The following is a 16,559-nucleotide window of genomic DNA, read 5'->3' as shown; positions in this document are numbered from 1 at the left end:
GGAGGGAGGGGCACGGCGAGCGGGACTGGGCGATCGAGGGCTGCAACGGCATCGGCCGGCATGTCGCGCAGCGGCTGACGGCGAGACCGTCCTGGACGCGCCGGCGAACTGTCCGCCCGGGCTCGGGTGTTCGCCACCGGTCAGGGCCGCAAGACCGATCCGGTCGATGCTCACAGCATCGCTGATCCGGCCGGCCCGCAGCATCGCGTACCGTTTCCCTGGTCAAGCTGCGGCCCCGACGCCAGGCCCGAGCGGACGAGCCCGCTACGCCCGCCGCCTCAACCCTGAAACTCCAATCATGATCTCGAATGGCGGCTGCCGTACTAGCCGATGTCGACCAACTGGATGCGCGTCGGGATCATGAGCAGCTCATCGGCCGAGTCACGCCCGGCGATGACGCATCCGCCTCGCCGGCGGGGCTGACGCAGGTGACCGCCTCCCCGCGCAGATCGATCACGACCGTCTGGTTACGAGTGCCGATCACCCGCTTGATGCCCATCGACCCCAGCGGGCCGTCGGCCGGATAGCGGTAGAACTCCCACGATGGATACTTGTCACCCTGCATAGTGATAGAGAAGGTGTCACCGGACGGAGTCGCGAAGATCTGGTCGCTGATCCGGCCCAGGTGCGCCAAGTCGTAACAGAGCTGCGCCTTGTCCGGGAAGCCGAACGGCGCGATGCCGGACAGGATCGCCTGGCATTCGACGGTGCCGACATTGCGGAGGAACTCGGTCCAGGCGTTCACCGCTGAGACTCCGACGACGAGCCCACCGTTGGGGTTTTTCGAAACCGTGAACAAGTTGCGGTAGTCCGACGATCCGTCCGGCGTCGAGTACGCGTCGCCCACGATCCCGATCGGCAACGCCGGCTTGCACTGCCAGCCGTTCGCGCCGAACAGGCAGGACTTGTGGACGTAAATAGCCACCTCGCCGGTCTTGGTGTCCCACACCACCGTGGCTTTGGCTGAGTTGAAGACGTCCGAGTTGTACTGCCTCTTGTCGCCGATCGCCGCGTCGAAGAAGTTGTTGTCGGCGATGAACCCACGCATCACCAGCACGCCGCGATCGGGGCCCGGCGTCACGTTCCCGCGCCAGACCCGATCATCGGGGTACGGATCGGTGCGGAAGTAGAACTGCTTCGCCTGCGCGACATAAATGTTGTCTTGCAGCGGCCACACCCGGGTGGCGAACGCCGGCTTCGGACTCTCACCGCCGTTCTTGGAAGCGACCAGGTAATAGTTCATGCACAGGCCGGTGAGGTACGTCTGCGTGAACGACGTCTTCCCGCCCAACGACCACTGCACGAGTTGCATGTTGTCGTTCACGCCGGGCACCGGATCGTTGCAGTTGCCGCCCGCGTACAGGTGATAGTCATCGGCGTGAGCAACCGGCGTCCAGCTGATCGTCGCCGAGTACTTCCCGGGTGTCACCGTGAACCGGACCGCGGGCAGGGCCGGCGCCGTGATCGTCGTGGTGGGGGAGAATCCACTCGCGTAGTCGCCGCGGGCGGTCTGTACCTTGAAGTCGATCTGATGCCCGGCAGCGAGCGCCGATGCCTTCCACCCGTCCGAGCCGACCGGCCACGGCAGTTTGTGGAAGTCGGTCTCGCCCGCCGACCGGTCGCGCACCCAGATCCAGAATCCGCCGGCGCCGAACACGTGCGGCCAGCTCAGATTCGCACTCCAGTCGCTGTTCACCGTCGCCGAGATCGTGCCGGTCGGTCCAGGAGTCAAATTTGCTGGCAGCGACCCCGGAATCGTCATCGTCGCGCCGACGCCGTAAACGGCCGCAAGCCGGTCGGCAAAGGCCTTCGCGATGACATATTCACCGCGGACGTTCGGGTGCAGTCCGTCGTACGTATCGGTGTTGTAGTTGTACGCCGCGTTGAACCCCACCCGGACCACCGCCGGCGACGCCGGCGCCTGGCTGTTCACCGCGGCAATGCCCGCGTTCAACCTCGAGTTGTACGCATCGAGTTTGCCGGGCAACTCCGGATACTCCGCGATCGGCGCCCGGTGCGGCACATCGGCGAGCAGGATCCGCACGTTCGGATTGACCGCTCGCGCATTCGTCACCAGCTGCTGCATCGACGAGATGACCCCGGCCGCGACCTCTGCCGGCGGTGTGTCGCCGAGGTTCCAGGCGATGTCGTTGAAGCCGAGCTCGACGAGCAGATATTCAGGCGCGTAGTTCTTCATCTGCTGGGCGATCGCGACCTTGCCCTCGGCCATCATCCAGCCCCACTCGGCCAGGTTGGCCGGCTGCGGAAAGCTGATGCCCGGCCGATACGCACCGTCATGGAACGGGTCGCCGGAAGTTCCCGTGTACGGCCCCGCGTGCGTGGTGCCCGTCCACGGGCCGACGAACTGCGGGGTCAGCCCACTAGAGGTGAGGTGTTGCCAAAGCCGGTAACGCCAGGTGAAGTCACCTTCCAACCCTTGGCTGATCGAGTCGCCGACCACCATGATGCGTGGCGATCCGGCCGCCGCGGCGACCGGTGGCGAGTTCACGACGCTCCCCAACGCGGCCAAGAGAGCGATCACAAGTATCGCGGCTAACGACTTCCTCGACATGCGGCACCGTCCCCGTTCCGGTCCGACCAGCCGACTCAGAATCTACCGACGTCGATGAATACAGAATCCTCCGAACCGGCAAACCAATTGATCAACATCAAATCAATCTCGCCAGAGCTACGCCGCGAGGAGGTTGCCGGACCGCCAACGGGGCGAGAGAGTCCACCAGGGTCAGCCTCATCGGTCGCCGCCCGGACCAGGAACAGGCACGCGATCATGGCGCTGCCCATACGAAGCGTGATGGCAGCTCAGCCGCCGGCGCACGTGCTCAACGGCAGATCCGGACGCCGTCCGCCGATTGCCGGTCAGATCTACCGTTGCCGGTCGTGTTCGTCGCCCGCCACGTTGGCCAGTTCTGCGGCTAGGTGTCTGGCCCTCTGTCGGTTTGATGGGCGGCGTGAGCCCGAAGATCCGAACACGTTGCGGGTGAGTCGTTCGGCGACGTCGATTACATCGGCTGCTGTGAGTGGCACCCAGGAGTCGAACGTTCGTCTATCGCGCTGGCGACCAGCGCCTCCGCGTGGTGCACTGGCACGCCGGAGGCGGTGAGGAACCGTTGAAGGACCCTGCGGCATCCGCCCTGCCAACTGTCGCCGTCGGCGATCGGAGCGACGGCGACCCTCATCAGGTCCGCGATAGCGCACTCCCAGGTGGCGGCAAGATCGCCGGGTTCGGTGGCTTCCATCGGGTGGAGCAAGGGCAGGAACTGCTCGCATCGTTCGACGATCTCTCCAGCCATAGCCACCAGGTCAGCAGCAAGTTGGTCGCGAGAACCGGAGCTTCGGCCGCCGGAGCTGGCGATCCAGTCCGAGGTTCCCACTAGCCGGGCGCCCCGTACCAGCGGTAGGCCCAAGGCCCGTAGCGATCAGACAGCACGGTGCTGACAGCCTCGGTCCAGATCCACTGCCCCGATCAACGCCGGCACCTCGCAGGCCGCAATCATGCCAACACGTCAACTCGGCGGCGATCTGGAATCCAGTGGACATGCGCTTCTCCGCTATGAACGTCGCTACCACCGCGGCGGCCGAAGAAAACGAGGTGTCACCCACCGCTTGCACTCGGCCGTCGGCCGCCTCATGAATTCGGTCCGTCTGGCCGAACGCGGCTGTCCTGAGCGGAGCTAGTTTGAGAGCATGCGAGAATTCGTCAGCACGGCGGACGCGCCCAGCTCAGCGTTGTATAGCCAGGCGGTGAAAGCCGGCGGGTTGGTCTACGTTGCGGGCCAGCCCGGCGTCGACGTCACCAATGGTGGTCTGGCCGGACCGACGATCCAGCAACAGACACGACAGGCCCTCGCCAACTGCCGCGCCGTCCTGCGGGCTGCGGGCGCGACATGGGAGGACATCGTCGAGGTGGGCGTACTCCTGACCAATCCGGCTGACTTCGCAGGCATGAACGAGGAGTACGCGACCTGGTTCCCCAGCACGCCGCCAACGCGCTACGTCGCCAAGCTCGGCGTCGAACTGCCTGGCGTTCTCGTATCGATCCGTATGACCGCATTCACCGGCTGAAGGGACCCCGTCCCACACCTCCGCAGCCGCCGACCGACCATACCTGGCACCTCGCCAGCTCGTATTCAGCCCGTAGCGGCCTTGTCCGCCAGGAGTGTCCGCAGCGAGGTCACCAGGCCCGCCAGAATCTCGGCGAGATCCTCCGGGGCGACCTCGGAGAACCGGTCGTCCTCGTTGTCGAGTCCGGCGATCAGGTCGGTCACCAAGCTCGGGTCTACGGCCCGCAGAGCGCGGACGAGCCGGACCGCGGCGTGCGGGCCAACTTCGTACTCGCGGAGCGCCGTCACCATGGCGTCCAGCACTGCCGCCGCGGCCGCCGCGTCAACCGCAGCCCGGTGCACCGTGCCCATGGACGGAACGGTACGGACTCATCTCGGGCCGTGAGGGGCCGTTTCGGAACGAAAGCCGGCTGCTAGTCGCTGTCAGCCCAGTTCAGAGCGGACGCGTGCGATGCCTCCGTCCAACCATGGCTGCCGGGCGGGCAGGGGCACCGCGGCGCCGGCGGCGTCGTTCCACCAAGACCAGGAGTCGTTCATCTTCAGGCAGGGCGCTGCGGAGCTCAGGCCCTTCACCGCGGTCAGGTCGGTGTCCGGCATCAGGATGTGCTGGTCCTGACCGTTGACCGGCAGCGTCCATGCGTACCTGCCGGTCCCCGGCTCGTCAGCCGCCGCGTTGCGCACCGGCACGCCGACCTCGGGGGTGTAGCCGCGTACCTCACCCTGCAGGGCGGCCCGGATACGCACCTCCTCGACGAACGCGGCCATGTTCGTCTCCGCCACCGCCAGGGTGGCGCCTTCAACGGGCAGAGCGCCATCGCTCTGGCCCGTGCGCGCCATCGCGATCTGGTGATTGTGCTCGGCTCGCTAGGGCTGCTCTCCGGCTGGCTGCCGTTCATCTCCGGCCAGGCGGTCTGAGGCCTTCCCGCTCACTTCCCGCGGATCTTGAACTTCTTGGAGACGCCGCCGACCGCGTTGACGTCGCCGGCCGCGTACACGCGGTAGGTGTAGGTGATCTTGCGCTTGGGAGTGGCCACGACGGTGTAGCGGCCGTCGGCCCGCACCTTGGCGGTGGTCACCAGGCGCCAGCCTTTCTTCTTGAGGTACCGCTGCAGTTGCACGACCTTGCCCTGGTAAACCGGGCTGACCTTGCCCTTGATCTTGACGCTCTTGCCGACCTTCGCCGACGTGACGGCCGGCTTCGCGGTGACCGCGTACCGCTCGGTCCGGGCGAAACCGGCGTCCGCCGCGATCCTCGTCGGCGGCCAGACCGAACCCGGCTGGTTGACCCCGGGCACCCAGGCGCACTGCACCCACCGCGCGTTCGCCGCGCTGATCTTCCGTTTGTACGTCCCGTCCGCCCGGGTCCGCACGGCCACCAGGCCGCCCGGCTCCACGCAGCCGTTGTCGAAGCTGAGGTGCAGCGGCAGGTTGGGCCAGGGCTTGCCGGTGGTGGTGTTCCAGGCCCGGATCTTCTGGGTGACCGGCTTGCCGGCGGGGCGCGGCTCCGGCGAGAACGTCATGTCGATGGCCGGCCGGTTGGAGCTTCGCACCTTCAGGGTGGGCGTGAGGCCGAGCGCCCCCGGATTGATGTCGAGCGTGTTCTCGTACGTCTTGTCCTTGGCATAGATCTGGACCGGCGTGATCGTCCCCCGCCAGGCGGAGGTGACCGGGATGTTGCCGGACCAGATCCCGTCCTTGTCCGTCCCCTCCGTCAGACGGAGCAGGATGTAGTTGTTCGGTTCGGCGTTCAGCCGCAGATAGGGTGACTCCCGCTCGAAGGGTGGGTTGTACCCGTACGAGATCGGTTGCACTCCGGTGTCGTCAGTCAGCCGGACCCGTGCTTCGACGAACTTGGTCTGCAGACCGGAGACGGTGACCGCGGACTCCGAGAACGCGATGTCGAGAACCTGAGGCGGCGTGGTGTCAGCTGCCGACGCGGCGAGTGCCGGGCCGGCGGGTATGAGCGACAGCGCCAGGGCGGCGGCGGTCGGTACTACATAGCGTCTTCGCATGCGGTTCACAGTAGGGACCGCTGTCTTGCCTGGCCGGGCGGTTTCCCGCGCACCGTGAATTGACGCGAACTACACCGCGTTCAACTCTCGGCGGTCTGGGGCACGGGCAGCGGTCGGGTCGGGATGGTGTGGCTGGTCGCCGCAGCGGCCGCGGAGCGATGGGCCGCCTCCACCCGGTCACCGCGGTGCCGGCGGCGAGCATCGTCCGCGCCGACTCCGTCAAGAACCGGATCCGCGTGGCTCGCTCTGCAGCGTCGTTCATCCCAGGAGGGCAGCGAGGTCGTCGAGTGCCACAACCAGGAACAGGATCGATCGTCCTTCACGCAGCGTGCCCGTCCGCGGCCGGACGAACGCGCATGCTCAGCCAGATCCGGATGTCGTCGGGTCAGTCGGTCCAGACATGGACGTTGGCTGCGTTGGTGTGATCGCGGTATCAGGTGAGGGTCTGGCCTCGCCGGGCTTGCTCTTACACCGAGATCGGTGATTGTGGTGGCGCGGCGAGCCAGTTCCTCGGTGCTGTGCCGAGGTGCTGGGAGAACACCCGCGAGAATGAGGACGCGTTGGCGTACCCGAGCTCCGTCGCGACCGTGGACACGGCAGCGCCGGCGCGCAGGCGTTCCTGAGCGATGGTGAGCCGCCAATGGGTCAGGTATTGCCCGGGGGTTGAGCCGATGACCTCTTTGAAGTGGGCCGCGAAGGCGCTGCGTGACATTCGTGCTTCGCGTGCCATGCTGTCCAGCTTCCAGTCCGCTTCTGGTGATTCGTGTAGCGCGATGAGTGAGGGAGCCAGGCGTGGATCGGCTAGGCCGGTCAGGATGCCCGAAGGTATGCCGAGTTCGTCGACGTGGTCGAGGATCCAGCGCAGCAATCGGATGAGGACGACCTCGAACAGTCGGTCGGCGACGAGCCGTTGACCGCAGCGAACGTTGTCGACCTCGTCGAACAGGACCTGCAGTAGCGGCTCCAGTTCCCCTATGGCGTCGAGGGGGACGATAAGCGCGGGGGGCAGTGTCCGCATGAGGGGATGCGTCGCACCTCCCTCGACGTCGAGCGATGCGCACGTGAGGTCGGAGCCTTCGGCCGGCGCGTTGTGGAAGGCGTGTTCGAGGGGCTGCGGATAGAACAGCAGGGTGGGCCGGTCGATCTCGATCCGCCTGACCGCGCCGCCGGGTTCTCGGTGGGTGACCGCCATTTCTCCGTGCCGCAGGATGTGCAGGAAGCCTCGGCCGGGCCGGGCCGCGAACGTCGTCACACCGCAGAGTGGGCCGGCGTGGAACAGCCTGGTGTTGACCCGGAACCGTTGCAGCAGCGGGGTGAGCCGATCGAAAGGTTCCACGCCGCCATTCTATGGACGATCCGCTAAGTATCAAAGACTTCTTGATACGTATCGTCCGCCTACGCGGGGCAGGGTTGATGGCACGAGCCCCGCCATCGGGGCGTTCACCTCAGATAGGAACCAACCATGGCAAACGTGCCCCTGATCGACCGTGACTCCGCCACCGGCGAGGTGAAGGTCCAGCTGGACCAGATCCACGCGGCCTTCGGTGCTGTGCCCGCGATGTTCAAGGCAGTCGCGAACTCTCCTGCCGCGCTCAAGAGCATGTGGGGGTCGTTCAGTGCGTTCTCCGGCGGCACCCTCGGCGCGGCCCTGGGCGAGCAGATCGCCGTGGCGGTCGCGAACCGCAACTCGTGTGAGTACTGCCTGGCCGCGCACACCGCACTCGGCAAGAAGGCGGGCCTGAGTCGCGAGGACCTCACCGCCGCGCAGGTCGGCGAGTCCGACGACGCCCGTACCGCCGCTCTGCTCGATTTCGCCCTGAAGCTGGTCGATGAGCGTGGCCAGGTCTCGGCCGAGGACGTCGCTGTCGTCCGCGCGCAGGGCTGGAGCGACGAGCAGATCGTCGAGACGATCGCCCAGGTCGCCCTCAACCTGTTCACCAACTACGTCAACATCGCCCTCGGGGTGCCGGTCGACTTCCCGACCGTGGCGCTACGGCGGGCAAGCTGACCCCAGCATCTGGGTGGCCGGTGCGCATCGCCCTCTCAACGCGCACCGGCCACGTCGCCATGCGGGCGACGGCCGGAACCGGCGGCACCTGATCGTGGACATGATGGTGGCCCCGGCAGACGTCACCGACCGCGACATTCCGTCTGAGCTTCGCGAGTGCAACCCGGAACTGACCTCGATGTGGGCCGACAAACGCCTACGCCGGCCTGACCGACCGGGCGCGCAACAAACTCGATCTGACCTTCAAAGTCGAGAAGAAGCGACCGCGTGCCGGACCCATTCACGGTGCGGGACCTGCTGCTCGAACTCACGCAGGTGCGCATCGTGCTCGTGCTCGCGGCAGTGTTTGTCGAACGTAGCGGTGAACTCGGCGACGGCGTGGGCGGGTATGTCGTACAGGCGGGCTCCGGTCTGCCGGTCAAAGGATTCCGCCGCGGCCTCGGCGTCCGCACCCACGATCGCGAAGTCGGTTGCCGGGCGCTCTTCGTCGTCCGGCGCCCGGTGGCCGGACCACAGTTCGAGGTAACCACCGTCCATGACCACCAACTGACCGGACGGGCACGTAACCTCACCGAGCAACACCTCGACCGTCATGATCATGAAGTGTAGGGTCCGACAACGTCGTTCAGGTACGCACGGCGATCGTCTCGCTGGGAAGTGCGGTCGCGGTACTGGACAACGCTCGGTCGGCGGCATGAGCAAGGCCGATCTCGGCTGAGGGAGCGTGGTTGCGCTACCAAGGGATACTGCCGCATATGGTCAGCGACCGGATTCAGGCTTGGATGCGCGGGCACTTCAGACCGGAAGACCTTGAGCCAGCTCTCGACCTGCTCGCCGATCTTGTGTCCCAAGAGCGCGAAGACGCCGCAGGTACCGAGCGTGTCCAAGCGGCAGTGGTCCTCTTGTCTGGTGGAGACAGCCAGCGATTCCTCGAAGCGGCTGCACTGGCCTGGCAGGACTGGCGCGACGTCCTGGTCGCGGCTGGTCTCGCTCATGACGACTGGCGCGACCGACTAAACGTCGAGCTGCCATACCGGCCATAGGCCTGCGGCATTGAACGCACCGCGCGACTCGCGGCATGTGCGGATGCAGGCTAGCTTGCACCGCGGGAGGTCGCCGGCCATAGCGGGGTCATCGCGGCGATTAGTCTCCGGAGTACCCCCAAAAGTAAATCTCCTCCGGCTCCCCGGCGCTGCTGTGCAGGATCGCGCACCTACCAAACCATCGCTGCTCCGCCAGCGGCTCCAACGCCTTGACGTGTGCCCGGGTCAGCTTGGTGACGCCCAGCCGCTCAAGCGCCTCCTCCTCGCCGACTGCCCGGACCGTCCCGTAATCAGCATCCTTGACCTTGGTCACCACCCATCGCATGTCGAGGATCGAGTGCGTACCACACTCTTGAACGGTTTCGTCAGCCCACAACTCGTCCTCGGTCTGCGGTCGGTTCGGGAAATCGGCGGCCGAAGTGCCGAGTTCGTACGGCACCGCCCACCAGTAGTCCCCGGTCGCGAAGACGTGCCGCCGCAGGTCATCCAGTGCAGCCTGCAGGTCAGATTGGTACGGAACGTAGTAGTCCCAATGCGATGCACCCACATCCACCCCCTGTTGATCTAGGTGGCAGGTTAGACACACCGATCGATTCCCGCCATCCTTTGCCGGGGCCATATGTGGGTGATCTCGTCCCGTACCGGAACCGGCACATGTGCACTGACATCGGCAAAGTCGGATGTCAATCGCCCGCGACCCCGGCTACAGCGCGTGACGTGCTCGTTGGCGGCCAGCGCGCACGGACAGTGGAAGTACGCGCACGTACCGGTGGTGAGGCGACCTCAGGTGTCGTATTCGCCGAGGTCCCACGGCTCAGCGAAGGCCATGTAGTCGCCGGGCTCGGCGGTGACCCACCAGATCTCGTCACTGGTGGTCGGCTCGTCGGCGACGAGGCCGAAGGTCTGGCTGAACCGTTCGACCTCGAAGGGCTCCACCACGATCCGATCAAAGGTCACCTTGCCGAGGTCCTTGAGCCGGCGTTGGTAGAGCCCCTTGTCGAAGGGATCGATTTCCGCCTTGACGAACAGCCCGTCGCGGTCGAACAGGTACAGCGCGACGAAACTACGGCCGCCCGGTTCGAACGGCGTGGTCAGGAAGAACTGTCCGCCGTCCGCGGTGTGCCCGACGTGCTCGGCCTCGAAGGTGTTGTGGTCGATGGCGATGCGCTCCGGCCGTCCTTCGGTCGGATAGGGGAAGGAGAAATCATCGGACTGGCCCGCCTCGACGGCCGGTAGGGGCAGTCCGCAGCCGGCCGTCACACCGGTCACCGCGAGTCCCACCGTCATGATCAGAGCCAGCCCGGCTCGCCATCTGTAGACCATGATCCGCCAGGCTAGACGACCGATACGAGCCGGTGTATCGCTGGTCGGCCATCTCGGGTCGTCGCTCGGGCGCCGTCCGCGTCCGAGCGGCCGGTGCCGAGACTGCGACCATTCAATGCCTCTCCGTGATCAACCCGTTTCCTACTTGTGACGATCATCCGAAGGAGGCGCGCACCGAGCGGCAGCAGTGCGCGCCTGACCATGCCTAGTCCCCTGTTGGGCTCACGGTGATGGGGTTGATTCGGCGGCAGTCCGTGAAAGGCGCGGACAAATCGGTACCGCGCGTCCAGGGAAGAGACCTGTTCGGAGGCTGCCGGATCCAGAAATCAACGACCTCGAAGGGTTCCTCGGGATTGGCTCGGCGAGCGTCGGTGAGGACGTAGCCCTGTCTGCCGTTGGTGAACTGCCGGAGTTGGCCGGACGGCCAGACGTTGCTTCGCGCGGCTTGGCAACGCCGCCGGCGGCCGTTCGCCTCCAATTGGCGGCGGACCACGGTGAGGGCTTCCAACAGGTCAGCGCCGTCGATATTAAGCCCCTGCGGGTCGGTGTGGCCGGGTGCCGGGACGTCAATGGCGGCGCAGCGCGCCGACCAGCAGGACGGCGCATCCGACCAGGCAGAGGATGGTCCGGGCGTGGTTGGCCGGGTCCCAGCCGGCCAGGAACTGTGACCAGGTGACTGTGCCGGCGTCCAGGCGGTTGTTCAGCGGCACGTTGATCGCGGCCGTGACGCCGAATGCTCCGACGATCGTCAGGATCGCGCCGACCAGCAACCACGCGGCGCCGGGCCGCGACCACGTGGCGAGCGCGCGAACGATCATCACGACGCACAGCGCCGAGACGCCGAACAAGGCGATCATGAGAGGTGGGCGCTGTGCGGTGACGTTGATCGAGCGCATCGCGGCCGCGCCGCTCGCCTCTGGCAACCGTCGCAGACCGCTCATGACGAATGCGGAGAACGCGAAGAACACGCCGGCGAGCAGCCCGCTCCCGATGGTGGTGGCTGCGGCGAGGACATCCCATGGACGAGTCATGACTCAATGACACCGCAGCTCGATGAGATGATCCATGCGATAGACACCCGATTCCATACGCGAGCGTCTAGGCTGCATCGATGGACCCTGTCGGCGGCCTCCTCGATCCGCGGGCGCGGGGGGCGTTCATTCTGCGCTCGCTGCTGTCCGCGCCGTGGTCGATACGGATCGAGGACCGGGCTCCGCTGACCCTGGTCGCAGTCGTCCGGGGGTCGGCGTACATCGACGCGGGTACGGCGACGACCGAGATCGTGCCAGGGGACGTGGCGGTCGTGCGGGGCCCGGCCCCGTACACAGTGGCCGATTCTGTCGCAACTGGGCCACAGGTCGCGATCGGGCCGGACCAAGTTTGCCGGCCGATAGCCGGCGTGGTCGGCGCCCGCCCGATGGGACCGCTCGGACTGCGGTCCTGGGGGAATGATCCGGACGGCGACACGATGCTGCTAACCGGTACATACCACTCGCCGGCCGAGATCAGTCGGTCGCTGCTGTCGGCGTTGCCCGACCTGGTGGTGCTGCGGCCCGGTGAGTGGGACTCCGGGCTGGTCGAGCACGTCATACGCGAGGTCGATCGAGACGCCCCTGGCCAGGACGTTGTCCTGGACCGGCTGCTCGACCTAGTCCTGATCACCGCCGTGCGCACATGGCTCGCGCGGCCGGATGCGCATCCGCCACGCTGGTACACCGCCCAGGACGATCCGATCGTCGGCGCCGCCCTGACCTGCATTCACGCTCGACCGGACCAAGCCTGGACGGTTGCATCTCTGGCCGCTGAAGCACGCTGCTCGCGCGCGCTACTGGCGCGGCGATTCACCGAGATGGTGGGCGTCCCGCCGATGACATACCTGACCGAATGGCGCCTGTCCTGTGCCGCCGACCTGCTCCTCCGCAGTGACGCAACGTTGGAGGCGATCGCCCGCGACGTCGGGTACGCCAGCCCGTTCGCGCTCAGCGCCGCGTTCAAGCGGGTCCGTGGAGTGTCCCCGCGCACGCTGCGCAGCGACACTGCCGCCCAAACCAGCCGTCTTGAAGGTGTACATCAGCAGTCATGGCGGACACGAACGCACAAGCCAGCAATGTAGGCGAAACCGGCATGCGACCGACAGCTCTGATCGCGATCCACTATGCGTTGTACATGCGGACAGCGGCAGCTCCGTGCGGGCAAGCCGTCAGCGCACCGGATCATGGGGTGCCTACCCTGTAGCGATGCCGGGTGACGGTCTGATGTTGTCCCGAGCGACGGCTGCCGCCCGGCACCCCGACGCTTCGTACGGCGGCGAGCACACATCTCAGTGGCAAGGGACATCAGGGCCAGTCTGAGGAGAAGCCGGGGGTGAACGGGTTGGTGTCGAGCAGGAACGAGCCGGACAGGAAGAGCGCTGCGGCGGCGAGGCCGAAGCAAACCAAGGCGAAGATCACCGCGCCGACAACGCCGCCGGTGCCGCTGGTGGGGGCCATCGCGGTCTGCGGACGGTCGGGGTCATAGACGATCTCGTACTCGGCGCCGGTCAAGTGGGAGTCGTAGCCGCCCAGGTCCTCGACCGGGGTGCGGATCTCCTGTCCGGCGGCGGTGACGAACCGGACGACCGGGATGAACGTGATCCGGCCCTCGGATCCAGACCGCTGCTGGTTCTCCACCACGACTGCCTTGGTCCGCCGGCCGGCCTCGGCCAGGTAGCGGGCTTGCCGCCAGCGGCGAACGGCAGCGGTAATCATGCCGACGCCCATAGCGGTCGGAATCAGTACGACGAAGGCCGTCACGAAGAGCCCAAACCAGCGCGAACCCTCGTCGATCATGACCACACTGTAGTGAAGCCGTGCGATCGACTCTGCGCGACTGGATTTACTGGGAAGCTGCCGTTCATCGGATTGCGGCAAACGTTCGCGTCAATTGACGAGGGCGCGGGCGTCAGCGGGACTTGCTGGTCGACCGGGTGGTAAGGCTCGCGACAATGTTGCGCAGCCAGGGCTGGCTGAGGCGGAGTCGCGACCCACGGCACTGGCGACGGCCTTTCGGCCTGCACGGCTGCGACCGTACGCGACCGGGCACAGCGTTCGCTATTGCAGTGGACTCAGGGCCCAGACCAGGCACGGAGCATCATTTGCGGCGTGGCCCTACGGTTGGCCTCGTTTCTTCTCTGCGAAAGCGGACCTCTTTCGTTCCCGGTCTCGGACCGCGGGCTCCGCGACCGTGCGGTGGCAGAGCCCGCCGTCAGGGAGGCCGGCGGTCAGGCCTGCGGCGTCGGCAGCACGATCACCTGGCGCAGGTTGACGTGGCGCGGGCGGGAGGTGACGTATGCGATGAGGTCCGCGACGTCGTCGGCGCTGAGTGCAGGCATCGCCCGGAACATCGCCCCCAGCTGCGCGGACAGCTCCGGGTTGTCGACGTGTCCACCGAGCTCGGTGTCGGTCAGGCCGGGCTCGATGTTGGTGACCCGGACCGCCTCGGCACCCAGTTCCGTGCGCAGCGACGCGGAGAGCTGAGTGAGCGCTGCCTTGGTGGCGGAGTAGACCGCGTACTGCGGAAAGGTCACATGCGCGCCGATCGAAGAGATGTTGACCAGGTCTGCGGGGCGACCGTCGGCCGCGGCGGCACGCAGCCCCGGCAGAAAGGCCCGGATGATCCGCAGCGCTCCGGTCAGGTTGGTGTCGATCATGCGGGTCCACTCGTCCTCGCGGCCGTCACCGATCGGGTTCGGCAGCATTACCCCGGCGGCGTTGACCACCAGATCCGCGCGGCCGTAGGCGGCCGTGACCCGGTCGGTTGCGGCCGTCACGGACGCGACGTCGGTGACATCGACGGGTACGGCCAGCGCCCTTCCGCCGCTCGCTTCGATCTTGGCGACCAGTTCCTCGATGCGGTCGCGGCGGCGGGCGAGCAGGGCGACGCGGGCCCCGCCGGCGGCGAGCAGGACGGCGGTCGCCGCACCCATGCCGCTTGCGGCTCCGGTAACGACGGCGGTGCGGTCGTGCATTTCGTAGCTGTTCATAGCGAAAGCTTGTGCCCGGCCGGGATCGGGTGGCAGGGCTGTGCTGTTACCTGGGTCTGACAGACCCAGGTTCCGGTTTGCAGGAGAAGGCAGACTGTGGGCATGACAGATCCGCCCGGGCCGGCTCAGGAACCGGATATTGCGACGTTTCTGCGCGCCAGGCGCGCCGCCATCCGGCCGGAGGAGTTCGGGCTGCCGGTGCTGGGCCGCCGTCGGGTGCCCGGCCTGCGCCGCGAAGAGGTGGCGCAGCTGGCGGGGGTGAGCCCCGACTACTACGTCCGGTTGGAGCAGGGCCGCGGGCACAACGTGTCCGACTCGGTGCTGGCCGCCGTCGCCCGGGTGCTGCGCTTGAACGATGTCGAGCGTGAGCACCTGGTCAACCTGGCCCGCTCCACCCCCGGCCGCTCCCGTCCGGCGAGGGCACCGCGTCAGCAGGTGCGTCCGGGCATGCGGGTGCTGCTAGACATGATGCAGACCGTGCCGGCGTTCATTCTCGGCCGGCGCCTGGATGTGCTGGCCTGGAATCCGATGGGTGACGCGGTGAACGGGTTCAGCACCTGGCCGGCCGGGCAGCGAAATGTCGTCTGGCGTACTTTTCTGGACCCGCGGGCGCGCATGTTCTACCGGCAGTGGGACACCGTCGCAGCCGAGACGGTGGCCTTCCTGCGACTCGACAGCGGACGCCATCCCGGCGACCCACAGCTGGCCGCGCTGGTCGGTGAGCTGTCCGTCACCAGCCCGGAGTTCGCCCGGCTGTGGGCCGCCCAGCGGGTCAAGGACAAGACGTTCGGTGCCAAGCTGCTGCATCACCCGGTCGTCGGCGACCTGGAGCTGGCGTTCGAGACTCTGGCGCTGCCCGGCGAGCCGGATCAATTGCTCGTTACGTACACGGCGCCGCCCGGCACCCCGACGTACGAGCGCCTGCAGCTGTTAGCAAGCTGGACCGCGCCGCAGGCCGATCCGGTTGCGAAGGCCGCCTCACCGACGGCAAACAACTCATGAGCAGGTATCGGATGAGCAGGATATGAGGAAAGCCTGACATTCGCGATCAACGCTCCCGGCCGCCTTATCCTCGCTATTCGTCTCAGCTGAGATCGCATGCACTGACATCGGCGAAGTCGGATGCCAAGCGCCCGCCACCCCGGCTACGGCGCGTGACGTGCTCGTTGGCGGCCAGCGCGCACGGACGGCGGCATGTCCGGATGCTTGAGGACAGCGGGCAAGATGGACCCATGATCGGTGACCGGTGGGGCGTGACGGACAGCGACGTAGCACGCTTCTTTCCCTGCGACGACTTCGTCGCTTCACCAGGTTTGGCAGCATGGCGGGGAGTGCGGGTCGAGGCGCCCACCGCAGCGGTGTGGCCGTGGGTCGCGCAAGTGAGGCTGGCGCCTTACTCCTACGACTGGATCGACAACCTCGGCCGCCGCTCGCCTCGGCACCTGGTCGGCCTTCCCGAGCCTCGAGTAGGAGAAGCATTCACCACAGCCGGCGGACGGAGGAGGGGCAGGATCGTCTCGGTCGACCCAGGCAGACAACTGACGGCCACCATCATGGGCGCCTTTATGTCCTACGTCCTGGTGCCCGACGAGCGTGACACGACCCGATTGCTGCTCAAGGCCGTCATACAGACGAACCGGTGGGCCGCGGTCGGGCTGTCGATCGGCGACTTGATCATGGCGCGACGACAGTTGCTGAACTTCAAACACCTCGCTGAGCGCCATCACCGGGTCACCGCAGCGGATTGAAGTGCAGCACACCCGCTCCTCGGCAGTTGCGGACGCTGGAGTGGTGAGCTTCGGCTACAACGCGTGATGCTACGCCGGGTCGACACGCAAAGTCGGCGGCAGACATCCCATGTTTTTGGGTGTCAAGTGGTGGCTTGTAGATGGGCCCAGGCGGTGTCTTCGTTGTAGATGGTTTTGGCCTTGAGGCAGCCGTGCAGGATGCCGACGAGGCGGTTGCCGAGCTGGCGTAGTGCGGCTTGGTGGCCGGTGCCGCGCTTGCGGAGCAGGTTGTAGTAGGTGCGGGCTCCCGGGGAGCCTTTCATCGCGCAGAACGCCCATTGCT

At 66.7% G+C, this 16,559-nt stretch carries 17 protein-coding genes and 1 pseudogene; 6 read left to right on the top strand and 12 right to left on the bottom strand.

Annotated features, from left to right (window positions below):
- Positions 1 to 358 precede the first annotated feature (358 nt).
- Positions 359 to 2,509, bottom strand: a complete 2,151-nt coding sequence (locus tag I4J89_RS45010) for an SGNH/GDSL hydrolase family protein (RefSeq protein WP_196420375.1) — start codon at positions 2,507 to 2,509, stop codon at positions 359 to 361.
- Positions 2,510 to 3,705: 1,196 nt separating this feature from the next.
- On the opposite strand from I4J89_RS45010, the gene I4J89_RS45005 reads away from it, so the two are divergent.
- Positions 3,706 to 4,083 (top strand): RidA family protein, encoded by a 378-nt coding sequence (locus I4J89_RS45005; protein ID WP_196420374.1) that lies wholly within the window; start codon positions 3,706 to 3,708, stop codon positions 4,081 to 4,083.
- A 65-nt stretch (positions 4,084 to 4,148) separates the two neighbouring features.
- Here I4J89_RS45005 and I4J89_RS45000 read toward each other — a convergent pair whose 3' ends face one another.
- The 4 genes from I4J89_RS45000 to I4J89_RS51865 all read right to left on the bottom strand — a co-directional run bounded on the left by I4J89_RS45000 (position 4,149) and on the right by I4J89_RS51865 (position 7,430).
- Positions 4,149 to 4,433, bottom strand: a complete 285-nt coding sequence (locus tag I4J89_RS45000; protein ID WP_196420373.1) for a hypothetical protein — start codon at positions 4,431 to 4,433, stop codon at positions 4,149 to 4,151.
- Between the two features lie 72 nt (positions 4,434 to 4,505).
- Positions 4,506 to 4,919 (bottom strand): hypothetical protein, encoded by a 414-nt coding sequence (locus I4J89_RS44995; protein WP_196420372.1) that lies wholly within the window; start codon positions 4,917 to 4,919, stop codon positions 4,506 to 4,508.
- Positions 4,920 to 5,008: 89 nt separating this feature from the next.
- Positions 5,009 to 6,094 (bottom strand): hypothetical protein, encoded by a 1,086-nt coding sequence (locus I4J89_RS44990; protein WP_196420371.1) that lies wholly within the window; start codon positions 6,092 to 6,094, stop codon positions 5,009 to 5,011.
- Positions 6,095 to 6,560: 466 nt separating this feature from the next.
- Positions 6,561 to 7,430, bottom strand: coding sequence for an AraC family transcriptional regulator (locus I4J89_RS51865; RefSeq protein WP_196420370.1), 870 nt, complete (start codon positions 7,428 to 7,430; stop codon positions 6,561 to 6,563).
- A 126-nt stretch (positions 7,431 to 7,556) separates the two neighbouring features.
- Between I4J89_RS51865 and I4J89_RS44980 the strand changes: the two genes are divergently transcribed.
- On the top strand, positions 7,557 to 8,102 hold the full coding sequence (locus tag I4J89_RS44980) for a carboxymuconolactone decarboxylase family protein (RefSeq protein ID WP_196420369.1): 546 nt from the start codon (positions 7,557 to 7,559) through the stop codon (positions 8,100 to 8,102).
- Positions 8,103 to 8,345: 243 nt separating this feature from the next.
- On the opposite strand, the gene I4J89_RS44975 is transcribed toward I4J89_RS44980, so the two are convergent.
- Positions 8,346 to 8,696, bottom strand: coding sequence for a hypothetical protein (locus I4J89_RS44975; RefSeq protein ID WP_196420368.1), 351 nt, complete (start codon positions 8,694 to 8,696; stop codon positions 8,346 to 8,348).
- Positions 8,697 to 8,830: 134 nt separating this feature from the next.
- Between I4J89_RS44975 and I4J89_RS44970 the strand changes: the two genes are divergently transcribed.
- Entirely contained in the window at positions 8,831 to 9,145 is a 315-nt protein-coding gene (locus I4J89_RS44970; RefSeq protein ID WP_196420367.1) for a hypothetical protein, read from the top strand.
- A 100-nt stretch (positions 9,146 to 9,245) separates the two neighbouring features.
- On the opposite strand, the gene I4J89_RS44965 is transcribed toward I4J89_RS44970, so the two are convergent.
- The 3 genes from I4J89_RS44965 to I4J89_RS44955 all read right to left on the bottom strand — a co-directional run bounded on the left by I4J89_RS44965 (position 9,246) and on the right by I4J89_RS44955 (position 11,499).
- Complete coding sequence (locus I4J89_RS44965) at positions 9,246 to 9,698, bottom strand: hypothetical protein (RefSeq protein ID WP_309238767.1); 453 nt, start codon at positions 9,696 to 9,698, stop codon at positions 9,246 to 9,248.
- Between the two features lie 230 nt (positions 9,699 to 9,928).
- A complete protein-coding gene (locus I4J89_RS44960) occupies positions 9,929 to 10,468 on the bottom strand; it encodes a hypothetical protein (protein ID WP_230860686.1) in 540 nt (179 codons plus the stop codon).
- Between the two features lie 566 nt (positions 10,469 to 11,034).
- On the bottom strand, positions 11,035 to 11,499 hold the full coding sequence (locus tag I4J89_RS44955) for an anthrone oxygenase family protein (protein WP_196420366.1): 465 nt from the start codon (positions 11,497 to 11,499) through the stop codon (positions 11,035 to 11,037).
- A gap of 80 nt (positions 11,500 to 11,579) precedes the next feature.
- Between I4J89_RS44955 and I4J89_RS44950 the strand changes: the two genes are divergently transcribed.
- Positions 11,580 to 12,581 (top strand): AraC family transcriptional regulator, encoded by a 1,002-nt coding sequence (locus tag I4J89_RS44950; RefSeq protein ID WP_196420365.1) that lies wholly within the window; start codon positions 11,580 to 11,582, stop codon positions 12,579 to 12,581.
- 223 nt (positions 12,582 to 12,804) lie between these two features.
- Here I4J89_RS44950 and I4J89_RS44945 read toward each other — a convergent pair whose 3' ends face one another.
- Entirely contained in the window at positions 12,805 to 13,296 is a 492-nt protein-coding gene (locus I4J89_RS44945; protein ID WP_196412037.1) for a DUF3592 domain-containing protein, read from the bottom strand.
- Positions 13,297 to 13,727: 431 nt separating this feature from the next.
- Positions 13,728 to 14,489, bottom strand: a complete 762-nt coding sequence (locus I4J89_RS44940) for an SDR family oxidoreductase (RefSeq protein WP_196420364.1) — start codon at positions 14,487 to 14,489, stop codon at positions 13,728 to 13,730.
- Positions 14,490 to 14,591: 102 nt separating this feature from the next.
- Here I4J89_RS44940 and I4J89_RS44935 point away from each other — a divergent pair, with 102 nt between their 5' ends.
- Positions 14,592 to 15,491: a helix-turn-helix transcriptional regulator gene (locus I4J89_RS44935; protein ID WP_196420363.1), complete on the top strand. Its 900-nt coding sequence runs from the start codon at positions 14,592 to 14,594 to the stop codon at positions 15,489 to 15,491.
- Positions 15,492 to 15,721: 230 nt separating this feature from the next.
- A complete protein-coding gene (locus I4J89_RS44930; protein WP_196420362.1) occupies positions 15,722 to 16,237 on the top strand; it encodes a polyketide cyclase in 516 nt (171 codons plus the stop codon).
- Between the two features lie 122 nt (positions 16,238 to 16,359).
- On the opposite strand, the pseudogene I4J89_RS44925 reads toward I4J89_RS44930, so the two are convergent.
- Positions 16,360 to 16,559: pseudogene (locus I4J89_RS44925) on the bottom strand (IS110 family transposase); the annotation flags it as partial.

It is taken from the genome of Actinoplanes aureus, assembly GCF_015704865.1.
GTDB lineage: Bacteria > Actinomycetota > Actinomycetes > Mycobacteriales > Micromonosporaceae > Actinoplanes > Actinoplanes aureus.
Note: the sequence above shows the minus strand (reverse complement) of the source record. Positions and strands in the feature narration are given on the sequence as shown.